This window comes from Pseudomonas sp. BW16M2, assembly GCF_014268865.1.
GTDB lineage: Bacteria > Pseudomonadota > Gammaproteobacteria > Pseudomonadales > Pseudomonadaceae > Aquipseudomonas > Aquipseudomonas peradeniyensis.
Map to the genome: position 1 here is coordinate 62,655 of NZ_JABWRI010000029.1, position 11,891 is coordinate 74,545.

Consider the following 11,891-nt stretch of genomic DNA (forward strand, 5'->3'; position numbering starts at 1 on the left):
ACACGGTGCGTTCATCGCGGGGCAAGCCCGCTCCCACGCCAATCCCCCATGGGGTCTTGGCGATATCAACGGATACTCAGCGGCACCGTCACGCTCTGCCCCAGCGCCGACTTGACCGTCACCGTCGGTGGCGAGGCCGGGCCGCTGCCGGTGGTGGTCACCGACAGCTTCCAGCGCGCGCCGCTGCCGCTGGTGGTCAGGGTCGCCAGGCCCAGGTCGAGCGGCCCGCTGGTGGTGTTGGTGGAGACCCGGATGCTGTTGCCGGCGGCCACCGAGGTGGTCCCGGCGATTTCCCAGGTCCAGCGGCTGTTGCTGCGCAACTGCACCGTGGCGCTGCTGACCTGGATCTGGTCCATCGGTACCGCCGGCGAGACCGCGATGCTCACCGTGGCCGGCGCCAGCGACTCGAGGCCCTTGGCGTCGCGCGCGGCGTAGGTGAAGCTGGCGGTGAACGCCGTGGCAACCGTGGCCGGCGGGGTGTAGGTCAGCTGGGTGCCGTTGCTGCTCACCGTGCCCTGGCCGGAGTCGGGTTGGGCCAGGCTGCTGATGCTCAGCGGCAGGTTGCCGTCGGGGTCGGTGTCGTTGGCCAGCACGTTGAGCACGATCGGCTTGCCGGCCGAGGTCGCGGCGCTGTCGTTCACCGCCACCGGCGGCTTGTTGCCATCGTCGCCGGGGCCACTGCTGGCAGTGCGGAAGGTCGGCAGGGCGGCGGAGTTGACGTACTCCACGCCATCCCAGCCGGGCAGCGGCGTCGGCATCATCTGGAACTGGCCGGGGTGTTCCAGGTCCCAGCGCAGCAGCATCGAGGTGTCCTCGTGCTGGGTGTTGTGGCAGTGCTCCATGTAGGTGCCGGCGAACTCGCGGAAACGAATGGCCATTTCCACTTCTTCCGACGAATCAGCATCCGGGCCGATGCGGTAGACGTCCTTGCGCGCCCATTTTTCCCATTCCGGCGGCGCCTTGCCGTCACGGCTGAGGATCACCCCTTCCTCGAAGTGCACATGCACCGGGTGGCTCCAGCCGTTGCCGCCGTTCTTGATCTTCCACACTTCCAGGGTGCCGTCGCCGCTGAAGCCAGCGTCGGTGGCTTCGTTGGCCAGTTCCGGGGCGGCGCAGATGCGCCGCGGGTCCATTGTGAAGCCGAAACCACCGTCGGTCTTGATGGTCCAGGGCGTGCTGTCGGTGCCGTCGGAGCGGCCGAAGAGGAACTCGCGGTGGCGGGCGGCCTTGATCTTGACCTGATCGCTGGCGCTGTTGCGGTCGATGGGCAGGGGGATCATCACCAGGCCTGCGGCCTTGCCGGGCTTGGCCGGTTCGTACAGGCTCGGGTCCATGCTGACGTCCTGGCCGGTGTAGGGCTGCACGATCAGTTGCATGAACTTGCCGACCACCGGGTCGCCGCCATCCCATTCCGGCCCGTTGCTGGTCTGCTTGATCACGGGCTTGTACTTGCCCGACAGCACGTCGGCCAGGGCGATGGGTTGTTTCGGGCCCTTTCCGGTCTCGTGTTCCATGAGGTTGACGAAGTACAGCTTGTCGCCGACCTTGATCCCGTTCTTGGCGAAATTGATGATGATGTCGTAGCGCTCGGCAATGCCCTGCAGCGGCATGATGGCGTTGTTGTCCTGCAGGTTGCCGTCGCCGTTGAGGTCCAGGGTGCCGTCGAACGGCACGGCGTGTTCCATGATGTTGCCGTCGTTGGCGATCATGTGGAACGGCACCCGGGCGTAGGAAAGGTTGGAGCCGGTCGGGCCCTTGAACTCGCCGCTGGTGCCGGCGATTTCACGCACCACGGCGAATTTGAAGTAACGCGACACCGAGCCGTTGAGGATGCGGAAGCGGTAGCTGCGCGCGCGCACCTTGAGCTTGGGCTGGTACTGCCAGTTGACCAGGATCTGGTCGCCGAGGAAGCCGTCGGTGTTGAACGGGTTGAACCACAGCTGGCCGTTGGCGTCCCAGGCCTTGTCGGCGATCAACAGGTTGACGTCGTAGTCGCGGTTGCCCCAGGGCATCGCCGCGCCACTGGGGAAACGCAGGTTGACGCCGTCCTGCAGGGCTTCGTTGCCGCGGTCGATGGCCGAGTAGTAGTTCATCATCACCGCGTTGCCCTTGTAGACGTTCTGCGCGGTGAAATCGAGCATGTGGTCGTGGAACCAGTGGGTACTCATGGTCTCGCGCCAGTCGCCGCGGATCTTGATGCTGCCGTTCTCGCAGGTCTTGAGGCCTGGGGACGCATCGTTGACGAACAGGGTTTCGCCCGGCGCGCAGGGGAAGGCGGCGCGCGGGTCCTGGGCGCGGGTGTTGATGGTGTCGTAGCCGGCCAGCTGGATCGGCCAGCGGTAGTCGTAATACTGGCCGGGGAAGAAGTAGGCGTTGGCGAAGCCGTCGCTCTCGGCCGGCGAGTGGCCGTTGTGCTCGTGGGTGGAGAGGGTGTGCAGGCCGAAGCCGTTGTTGGCCGACGGGTCGATCGGCAGGGCGTTGTAGTGGCGCATCAACACTGGCTGGCCGTAGCGCACCATCAGCAGCTTGACCGGGAAGGTGCCGTCGAAGGTCCATAGCGCCTTGTGGCCCTGCAGGGGCATTTTCGGGTGGAAGCGCGTGTCGATGCCTTTGGTGGTGCCCAGGGTAGTGGGGATGTCGGAGGTCTGGTAGTACAGGCCGCCGGGGGCGAACTCACCCTTGGCGTAGTTGTGCAGCTGCTTGCGGTCGCGCAGGCCCTGGTTGATACGCGCCCCGGCCTGGGCGGTCTTGAACGCGGCCTGGGGGTAGAACTCGTTCCAGCGCTGGTGCGACCAGCCCTTTCCTGGCGGACGACCTTCGGCGGGCGAGCCGACCCCGCTGCGGTTGAGGAACATCTCGATCTGCGCCTTCCACGGGTTGCGGTCGAGCACGTTGGCGTACTGCGATGGGAACGGCGTCAGCCCCGGTTGGGTCAGGAACGCTTCCAGGGCATTGCCGTTGGGGCTGCTGCGGGCGGCGTAGTCGGGGTCCTGGGCGGGGGCCGCGCCGATCACCGGCGGCGGGAAGGTCATGGAGTAGGGCGGGGTGGCCGGGTCGAGTTTCTCCGGGCCGAATTCTTCGAACAACAGCAGTTGCTGAGTGAACGGCTCGGCGCCGAACAGCGGGCTGGGCTTGCCGTTGGTGGGGTACTTGCGCGAAGTCTGCAATGCGGGGGGCAGCGCGTTGTTGCTGGTCACCGTGGCGCGGGTGCCGTAGACGCCGTTGGTCAGCTCCAGCGAGCCCTCGTTGGCCTCGGGCATCGACTTCAAGGCCTCCAGTGCCGCGGCCTGGGCCGCTGGCGTGGCGGGCGGGTCGCTATAGGCGGAGGGATCGGTGGGTGGTGGCTGGCTCACGTCGTCGAGCGACCCGGCGACCGCGCTGGCCAGCCCCAGGCTGAGCAGCAGTGCCGTGAGGGAGGACAACCTGAACACCTGGGTCGATGTTGCAGCTGGTTTCTTCATTGCCGTATGCCCCGTGTTGTGCAGACTGGCATCTGTTGCCGCTGAATAAGCGGCGATGTGCCTTGAACAGGGGTCAGCAACGGCTGTGCCAAGCGGTAAATGGCCAAACGCCAGTTGTTTCAAGATGTTGCAGTGTTGCGAACGAGAAACGCTCAAGGTGTTACCGCAAACCTGGGGCTGGACACCCATTGCTGGGTGGGGAATGCTCCCCAGCCGATGTCATCGATCGTCGCAGGGAGCCCACATGGATCCGCTCTATCTCATCGCCCTTGGCGCCATCGTCGCCGGTTTCGTCCAGGGCCTGTCGGGCTTTGCCTTCGGCATGGTGGCCATGTCGTTCTGGGCCTGGGGGCTGGAGCCACGGGTGGCGGCTGTGCTGACCGTGTTCGGCAGCCTTACCGGGCAGTTGATCGCGGTGTTCAGCGTGCGTCGAGGCTTCAGCTGGACGCTGCTGTGGCCCTTCGTGCTGGGGGGGCTGGCGGGGATTCCGCTGGGTGTGTGGGTGCTGCCTTACCTGGACATGCTGTGGTTCAAGGCGGTGTTTGGCACGCTGCTGGTGGTGTGGTGCCCGCTGATGCTGCTGGCGCCGCGCCTGCCGCGTCTGCAGGGCGGGCGCCTGGCTGATGGCGCGGTGGGCATGGTTGGCGGAGTGCTGGGCGGCATCGGCGGTTTTACCGGCACCGTGCCGACACTCTGGTGCACCCTGCGCGGGTTCGAGCGCGACACCCAGCGGGCGGTGATCCAGAACTTCAACCTGTCGATGCTGGCGGTGACCATGCTCACCTACCTGGGCAGCGGGCTGGTGACCCCGGCGCTGCTGCCGGCGTTCGCGGTGGTGACGTTGGCGATGGCAGTGCCGACGTTGCTGGGCACGCGGCTGTACCTGGGGATCAGCGAACTGGCGTTTCGCCGGATCGTGCTGGGACTGCTGACGCTGTCCGGGGTGGCGATGCTGGTGGTCGCGGTGCCGGGGTTGCTGGCGCGGGGTTGATGCGGCCGTTCCTACAGGGACGCGCGTACATGCCGGTCATCGTTCAAGTCCGCTTCATCACAGGCAGCCAACCCTTGCCCGAACCCGGTGTTCTTGGCACCCTTGCCTGCCTTGCCTCTCGTCACGCCCGTAAAACAAGGAACCCTCAAGGTGAATTGGGAAAAAGTCGGTAAATCCCTGGTGGGCCTGCTGGCCCTGGTCATCGTCGCTGCCACGCTCTATGCGGTACTGCGCGACGACGACCGCCTGCAGGCGCGCCTGACCTACGCCCATCTCACCTACCCGGGCCAGTTCAACGAGCGCATCAGCCAGGCCAACGACCTGCTCAAGTACGAGCGGCTGCACTCGCAGATCAGCGAGATCGGCGCCGGCGCCCTCAGCCATCCGCAGATCGACAAGCTGGTCGACCTGGCCCAGGCTCCTTACCTGCAACTGTTTGCCAGGCCGTTCGAGGCCGGGTTGGTGGATCACCGCACCGGCCTGCTCATCGAGCTGTACAACCCCGCCCAGGCGCCGCTCAAGGCCGTGCACATCCGCTTGCCGGCCAAGGGCCTGGTGCAGGTGCGCGACGCCGCCGGCAACGACACGCTGGTGCCGACGCCCACCAGCAGCATCGACCTGCCGGCCATCGACGGGGTGAGCGAAAGCAAGGTCTGGGTGTACTTCGACGCCGACTACTCGCAGATCCGCCAGGGCGGGATCAGCATCCGCGATGCCGACGGCAGCGCCGATATCCAGGTGACGCGCGAGGTGGTGGGCTTCCCGGCGCTGCTGGCGCGCTACAGCCAGGTGGTGGTGGCGGTGTTTGCCGGGCTGGTGCTGGGGGGGCTGGCGTTGGCCTATGCGTGGCTGGGGCGGGCCAGAGCCGCGGGTGTTTCGCATTCTCTCTAGGTGAGCTTGCTTGAAAAGACCTGAATGATGACCAAAATATGGCGCTTGAATGAGGGCTATCATTATGCAGAACATCTTTACCGACGTTACTGCTGAACTTTACGAGGCGATGATGGAACGACTGGAGGACATCGAGCTGGTGGCATTGGTCAAGGCGCGTGCGGGAGAGAAAGGTATCCCGGTTGAGCTGGATGACCTGTAAAGTTGAGTTCTTGCCCTACGTCATTGTGATCCATGGTGCAAGTCCATCCATTCCCGCAATAATGATATTGCCAACCTCAGGTGATGTGAGCACTACGGTGGCACGGAGTACCAAAAGCGGCTTGAATACGTGAGAATGTCGCGAAAAAATCTGTGTCATATCGCCAAAGGGATAGGTTTATGGGCTGAAGGAGCAGTGGATGGCATGCAGGATTTTTAAAGTCGGAGTGATGGCAGTCTGGGCAATCGGTCTGATCGGTTGTCAAACTGCTACCTGGGAGCATGAACCTCGGAAAAGCTACCCACCTCTGGGCGCCGTTCTGTCCCAAACCATTCTTGCCGCAGGTAATGATAAAGATGGCGCCATGTATGTGGCCGGAGCGGTGGCTGGTTTCACAAAAAGTTTCCAGCCGGCAAAATACAAAGTGGTACGTGTCCGTTACGCCACCGACAGACGAGCGCTCGCCAATACCTCCGATGAGATTTACGGCGGAGAACCTGGCGCCATGAGCTACGGCTCCTGCTATGTCAGCATCCCCTCAATTCACAAAATCGGTGAATTGGAGTCGCCTTCTTGGTTGAAGTGGGAGTTTACTGCGGATCCGGAAAAACATGTTGTCATGTTGTACTCCCAGCGGGAGTCGACAAATACCTTTTTCGAAGGTGTTACCAGCGAAATTGAACGGGGTACTGAGCGATCAGCGTTGATTTTTGTGCATGGCTACAATGTGTCATTCGAGGAAGCGGCTAGACGTACCGCTCAGATGGCAGATGACCTGCAATTTTCGGGGGTTTCGGCATTCTTCAGTTGGCCTTCCAGGGCTAAATACAAGGCATATACTGTGGATGAAAGAAATATCGAGTGGGCGGAGCTTGATATTAAAAACTTCCTCAGGGATTTCATGGAGAAAACAAGTGCGACGCATATCTACCTGGTTGCCCACAGCATGGGGACGCGAGGGTTGACTCGCGCACTCGCTGCCTTGAGCTCCGAACGTCCGGAGCTGGCACAAAAGGTCAGAGGGGTTATTCTGGCGGCACCAGATATAGATGCAGAAGTTTTCAAACGTGACATCGCTCCTAAACTGGTCTCGCCAGGCAGGAGCTTTACCTTATATGCATCGTCGAATGACAAGGCGCTTATGGCGTCAAAGATGATTCATGGGTACTCGCGAGCGGGTGAGTCAGGCAAAGGGATTGTCGTCCTAGATGGGATGGACACGATAGATGCGTCCAGCGTGGACACTGACTTGGTGGGGCACTCGTATTTTGGTGACGCAAGAACGATTATCTCGGACATGCATTATCTTGTGCGTGGACCTACTCCACCGGATAAGCGATCTGGCCTCGAGTCGGTGGGGATGCCACCAGATAGGTATTGGTATATTAAGCCTTAAAAATCTCTTGTCGGCATGGGCTAGGTCCTGACAGGTTGTCGGCTCTTTCCGGTCCATGCCGAACATCCCAATACTTGTTGGGAAATCGTTATCCTGCGCTTACGAGAAGTGTCCATTTCAACCTCGGCGCACATGCTTGACCAACACCTTCTCCAACAACTCCCACATCGCCGGATCCGTACTGAACGCCACATTGAAGCGCATCCATCCGGTGGCCTTGGCATCGACCATGAACAGCTGCCCGGGCCCGAGCATGATGCCTTTCTCCAGGGCATCGTCCAGCAGCGCGGCGCTGTCGGGGATCGCCGGATGGCGGGTCCAGATATACATCCCTTCGTCCGACTCGATGAACAGCTCGAAGCCCAACCGGTGCAAATGCCGGCCCACTTCCTGATGCGCCTCGGCCAGGCGCTGGCGCAGGCGCTTGAGGTGCTTGCGCCAGCGACCATCGATGATCGCGGCGTACACCACCCGTTCCATCACCTGCGAAGTGGTCAGGCCCGAGCGCATCTTCAGGTGCAGCAGTTGCTGGGTCAGTTCGGGGTTGGCCAGCAGGTAGCCGACCCGCACATTGGGCGAGATGCTTTTCGAGTAGCTGCCCACGTACACCACCTGCTGCAGGTGGTCGAGGCTGGCCAGGCAGGGCAGCGGGTCGGCGATCATGTCGGCGTAGAGGTTGTTCTCCACCAGCCGGAAACCATGCTGGCTGGCCAGCTGCAACAAGCGGTGCAGTTGCGCCAGCGGGGTGCGCGAGCAGGTCGGGCTGTGCAGGTGCGGCTGGGTGAAGAACGCCGTGGGGCGGTGGTGGGCCAACAGGCGCTCGAGCTGGTCGAGGTCGTAGCCCGCCGGGGTGCGCGGCACGCCCACCAGGGTGGCACCCTGGGTGCGCAGGATGCTCATCAGGTTGGGGTAGCCGGGGTCGTCCACCAGCACCACATCGCCCGGGCGCACCAGGGTGCGCACGGCCAGGTCCAGGGCCTGGCTGGCGCCGTGGGTGAGCATCAGTTGCGCCGGGTTGGCGACGATTGACAGTTCCTGCTGCAGGTTCTGCGCGGTCAGCGCTCGCAGCTCCGGCAGGCCCAGGGGGTCGCCGTAGCCGGACAGCTCAAGCGGGCTGCCTGCCACCTGGCGCAGGCCACGACGCAGGCCTTCCTCGTACATCCAGTCGTTGGGCAGCCAGCCGCAACCCGGCTTGAACGGCAACTGGCGGATCTCGAAGATCTGCTGCAGGTACCATTCGGAATTGAAGGTGGGGCGGCTGGTGTCGACCTCGACGTTGTGCTTGTCCAGCAGCTCGTTCGCCGCACGATTGACGAAGAACCCCGCATTGCCTTTGCTTACCAGCAAGCCCTGGGCCACCAGCCGGTCGTAGGCCTCGACCACGGTGAAGGTGCTCACCGAGTAGGTCGAGGCAAACGCCCGGATCGACGGGACCTTCGCTCCCGGCTTGAGCGTCTGGTCGTCGATCAGCGCGCGCAGCCCGTCGATGATCTGGTTGACCAGCGGGGTGGAGGAGTCCGGATGGAGCTGGAGCATTCGGGGGCCTTCAGGTGTGCGCGGCGACAGGCGCCTGCAGGGGTATCGCGGGTGTATTGCATCGGCGGCCTGTACAGTGCAGTGCGTTTTTCATGCCGCTGTGCATGGCTCAATGTGTTCGACATTTTTACATTACGTGTCAGATATAGCCAACACAGCACGTACCAGCGCCATGAATAATCACAACATCGCTGCTTTGCCGTCGGGGTTTGCCCCGCACCTTCCTTTCGCCTGGCCGGGCGCTTCTCGCCCGTCCCCAGCATGGTTCAGTTCGTCCAGAGGATTGCCTCTGGCCGCGTAAGCAGGCCGCCACGGATGGCCTGCGTGTGCTCCGCACACCTCCCTGCCCGCAGTAGCACTGATGTACAGGTGAGACCGATAACCATCGGGGTTTCACAGTTTTTCCTTGGATAAAAAGAAGCACGGGGTAAATAACTGATGGACGCAACATCCACATCCACTACCGCGAAGGATGGGCACGAGAGCAAGCTCAGTGCCTCGCTCAAGTCGCGCCACCTGACGATGATGTCGATCGCCGGGGTGATCGGCGGCGCCTTGTTCGTCGGTTCTGGCAGCGTGATCCACAGCGCCGGCCCGGCTGCTGTGCTGGCATACCTTGCCGGCGGCATCCTGGTGGTGCTGATCATGCGCATGCTCGGTGAGATGGCGACCTCCTCGCCGGACACCGGCTCGTTCTCCACCTACGCCGACCGCGCCATCGGCCGCTGGGCCGGCTTCACCATCGGCTGGCTGTACTGGTGGTACTGGGTGATCCTCATGGCCTGGGAGGCCTATGTCGCGGGCAAGATCCTGCACGGTTTCTTCCCCGACGTGAGCGTCAACGTGTTCGTGCTGGCCACCACGCTGGTGCTGATCACCGTCAACTTCTTCAACGTCAAGCACTACGGCGAGTTCGAGTTCTGGTTCGCGTTGATCAAGGTGGTGGCAATCGTCTGCTTCCTGGTGGTGTGTACCGCCGCGGTGATGAACATCTGGCAGTTCGGTGAAGTGCGCGGCATCACCCACCTGACCGCCGAAGGTTTCATGCCCAACGGCATCACCACGGTGATCGGGGCCTTGCTGGGGGTGATGTTCGCCTTCCTCGGCGCCGAGATCGTCACCATCGCCGCCTCCGAGGCGAAGGATCCGGCCACCCAGATCGTCAAGGCGACCAACTCGGTGGTGTGGCGGGTGTGCCTGTTCTATGTCGGCTCGATCTTCCTGATCGTCTGCCTGGTGCCGTGGAACGACCCGCAGTTGGGCGTCTCCGGCTATGGCGCCTACCGCCGTACCCTGGAGCTGCTGGGCGTGCCGTATGCCGAGCTGCTGATGAACTTCGTGGTGCTGACCTCGGTAAGCAGCTGCCTGATCTCCGGCCACTACACCGCCTCGCGCATGTTGTTCTCCCTGGCCCAGCGCGGCGACGCGCCGCGCCTGTTCAAGTTCACCCGCACCGGTACCGGTGTGCCGGTTAACGCGATCATCGGCTCGTGCCTGGTGGCGGTATTCTGTGCGCTGATCAACTTCAGTGACACCCTGCGGCCGAAGGACGTGCTGGAAACGCTGATGAACACCACCGGCATGATCGCCCTGCTGGTGTACCTGGTGATTGCCTTCTCGCAGCTGCGCATGCGCCGCAAGCTGATCGCCGAGGGCAAGGAAGTGCGCCTGAAGATGTGGCTGTTCCCGTGGCTGACCTACCTGGTGATCCTGTTCATCGTGGCGGCCTTGGTAACCATGGCCTTCATGCCTGACTACCAGATCCTGGTGATCTCCACCGGCATCGCCGCGGCGATCGTGGTGGCCATGGGCGTGGTGCACCAGATCCGTAGCGCCAAGCGTCACTGATCGCGGTCGTGCCCCTGACGGCGGCCGGTCCCTCTTGAGGGATCGGCCGTTTTCGTTTGTGGGCAAAGCCTTGTTCGCCAGTCAGATCATCCTTACGTTGCAGCATGCCGACATGGCTTATGCTGCACACAATTGCCCTACGAGGAGTCGCCCATGGCCTGGTCCGCCACCCAGTATTCGTTGTTCGAAGACGAACGAACCCGCGCCGTGCGCGATCTGCTGGCCGCCGTGCCGGTGCGTCCGGCGCGGCACGCCACGGACCTGGGTTGCGGTCCGGGCAATTCCACCGAGGTATTGTTGCAGCGCTGCCCCGATGCCCAGGTCCTGGCCCTGGACAGCGATCCGGACATGATCGACAAGGCCCGGCAGCGGCCACGGCTGAGCATTCCCCGGGTGCGCTGCGAGATTGGCGAGATTGCCAGCTGGACGGCCCACGAGCCCCAGGACCTGATCCTGGCCAACGCATCGTTGCAGTGGGTGCCGGACCACGCCAGCCTCTATCCGCACCTGGTGCGGCAACTGGGTGAGGGCGCCAGCCTGGCCGTGCAGACCCCCGACAACCTCGACGAGCCGGCGCACCGCCAGTTGCGCGAGATCGCCAGCCAGGGGCCCTGGGCCGGCAAGTTCGCCGATTTCAGCCTGCCGCCGCGGCACAACGCCGGTTTCTACTACGACCTGCTCAGCCCGCTGTGCGCGCGGGTGGATGTGTGGCGCACCACCTATCACCACCCGCTGGTCGGCGGCGCCGAGGCGGTGGTGGAGTGGTTCAAGGGCTCGGCGTTGCGGCCTTACCTGGCGCGGCTGGATGAGCAGGAGCAGGCGAGTTTCCTGCAGCTTTACTTGCAGGCCATGCAGCGTGATTACCCGCCGGCCAGCGATGGCAGGGTGTTGTTGCCGTTCCCGCGGTTATTCGTGGTGGCGACGCGCTAGGCGCCAGATTACGTAGGCGTAGATGCCGAGGTTGAGTAGCAGTACGACGGTGCCCAGCCACAGCTGGATCTGTGGGGTCAGGCCGGCGGGGTAGATCACTGGCCAGATGTAGTGTTCGACGAAACCGCCGTGGTAGCCGGCGTCGCCGGCGGCATTGCGCAGGTGGTTTTCCCAGTCGGTCAGGGGGCATTCCAGATGCAGGCCTTCCACGGCCAGGCCCCAGGCGAGGGCGGGGAGGTGGATCAGTAGGGCGCGGCGGCGCCAGAGCACCAGCAGGCCGCCGAACAGGACCAGCAGGATGAACGAGAGGTGGAACAGGACCAGGGTGTCGGCGGCCAGGCGGTAGAACATGGTGGGTGGGGCCTTGCTGTTGGAGAGGGGTTAGTTTGTCATGGTTTTTTGTTTCTGAGTTTCTGATTTTCTGAGTTTCTGATTTTCTGATTTTCTGATTTTCTGATTTTCTGAGTTTCTGAGTTTCTGAGTTTCTGAGTTTCTGAGTTTCTGAGTTTCTGGGGCTGGGTGGTAGTTGTTTTGATAGTTGTATGCGCATTCATTTGCAATGTCGACGCTTATTCACCTTTCCGCCCTTACGGCGGGTTACTTTGGTCTTGGCCAAAGTAACCAAAGCCGTTGCGC

9 protein-coding genes are annotated in these 11,891 nt (G+C 62.9%); 6 read left to right on the plus strand and 3 right to left on the minus strand.

Annotation, left to right across the window (positions count from 1 at the left end; genetic code table 11):
- Positions 1–65: 65 nt before the first annotated feature.
- Positions 66–3,461 (minus strand): Ig-like domain-containing protein, encoded by a 3,396-nt coding sequence (locus HU735_RS21660; RefSeq protein WP_186715222.1) that lies wholly within the window; start codon positions 3,459–3,461, stop codon positions 66–68.
- 244 nt (positions 3,462–3,705) lie between these two features.
- On the opposite strand from HU735_RS21660, the gene HU735_RS21665 reads away from it, so the two are divergent.
- From HU735_RS21665 to HU735_RS21680, 4 genes are all read left to right on the plus strand, one after another.
- Positions 3,706–4,452 carry a sulfite exporter TauE/SafE family protein gene (locus tag HU735_RS21665; RefSeq protein WP_186715223.1) on the plus strand — a complete coding sequence of 249 codons (747 nt, stop codon included), beginning with the start codon at positions 3,706–3,708 and terminating at the stop codon, positions 4,450–4,452.
- A 150-nt stretch (positions 4,453–4,602) separates the two neighbouring features.
- Positions 4,603–5,343: a hypothetical protein gene (locus tag HU735_RS21670; RefSeq protein ID WP_186715224.1), complete on the plus strand. Its 741-nt coding sequence runs from the start codon at positions 4,603–4,605 to the stop codon at positions 5,341–5,343.
- Between the two features lie 64 nt (positions 5,344–5,407).
- Positions 5,408–5,545 carry a hypothetical protein gene (locus HU735_RS21675; protein ID WP_238349875.1) on the plus strand — a complete coding sequence of 46 codons (138 nt, stop codon included), beginning with the start codon at positions 5,408–5,410 and terminating at the stop codon, positions 5,543–5,545.
- A 199-nt stretch (positions 5,546–5,744) separates the two neighbouring features.
- Positions 5,745–6,941 carry an alpha/beta hydrolase gene (locus HU735_RS21680; RefSeq protein WP_202888874.1) on the plus strand — a complete coding sequence of 399 codons (1,197 nt, stop codon included), beginning with the start codon at positions 5,745–5,747 and terminating at the stop codon, positions 6,939–6,941.
- 117 nt (positions 6,942–7,058) lie between these two features.
- On the opposite strand, the gene HU735_RS21685 is transcribed toward HU735_RS21680, so the two are convergent.
- Entirely contained in the window at positions 7,059–8,477 is a 1,419-nt protein-coding gene (locus HU735_RS21685) for a PLP-dependent aminotransferase family protein (protein WP_186715225.1), read from the minus strand.
- Between the two features lie 438 nt (positions 8,478–8,915).
- On the opposite strand from HU735_RS21685, the gene HU735_RS21690 reads away from it, so the two are divergent.
- Positions 8,916–10,325: an amino acid permease gene (locus tag HU735_RS21690; protein WP_186715226.1), complete on the plus strand. Its 1,410-nt coding sequence runs from the start codon at positions 8,916–8,918 to the stop codon at positions 10,323–10,325.
- A gap of 153 nt (positions 10,326–10,478) precedes the next feature.
- Entirely contained in the window at positions 10,479–11,255 is a 777-nt protein-coding gene (gene tam / locus HU735_RS21695; protein WP_186715227.1) for a trans-aconitate 2-methyltransferase, read from the plus strand.
- Here tam and HU735_RS21700 read toward each other — a convergent pair.
- Positions 11,232–11,606, minus strand: a complete 375-nt coding sequence (locus HU735_RS21700; protein ID WP_186715228.1) for a DUF2784 domain-containing protein — start codon at positions 11,604–11,606, stop codon at positions 11,232–11,234. The two genes, tam and HU735_RS21700, sit on opposite strands and share 24 nt — an antisense overlap.
- Positions 11,607–11,891 lie beyond the last annotated feature (285 nt).

What these genes read in the sequence shown, in the direction of transcription:
- tam (WP_186715227.1), top strand. Translation starts at nt 10,479, where the DNA reads ATGGCCTGGTCCGCCACCCAGTATTCGTTGTTCGAAGACGAACGAACC.
- HU735_RS21685 (WP_186715225.1), bottom strand. Translation starts at nt 8,477, where the DNA reads ATGCTCCAGCTCCATCCGGACTCCTCCACCCCGCTGGTCAACCAGATC.
- HU735_RS21700 (WP_186715228.1), bottom strand. Translation starts at nt 11,606, where the DNA reads ATGTTCTACCGCCTGGCCGCCGACACCCTGGTCCTGTTCCACCTCTCG.
- HU735_RS21660 (WP_186715222.1), bottom strand. Translation starts at nt 3,461, where the DNA reads ATGAAGAAACCAGCTGCAACATCGACCCAGGTGTTCAGGTTGTCCTCC.
- HU735_RS21675 (WP_238349875.1), top strand. Translation starts at nt 5,408, where the DNA reads ATGCAGAACATCTTTACCGACGTTACTGCTGAACTTTACGAGGCGATG.
- HU735_RS21665 (WP_186715223.1), top strand. Translation starts at nt 3,706, where the DNA reads ATGGATCCGCTCTATCTCATCGCCCTTGGCGCCATCGTCGCCGGTTTC.
- HU735_RS21680 (WP_202888874.1), top strand. Translation starts at nt 5,745, where the DNA reads ATGGCATGCAGGATTTTTAAAGTCGGAGTGATGGCAGTCTGGGCAATC.
- HU735_RS21690 (WP_186715226.1), top strand. Translation starts at nt 8,916, where the DNA reads ATGGACGCAACATCCACATCCACTACCGCGAAGGATGGGCACGAGAGC.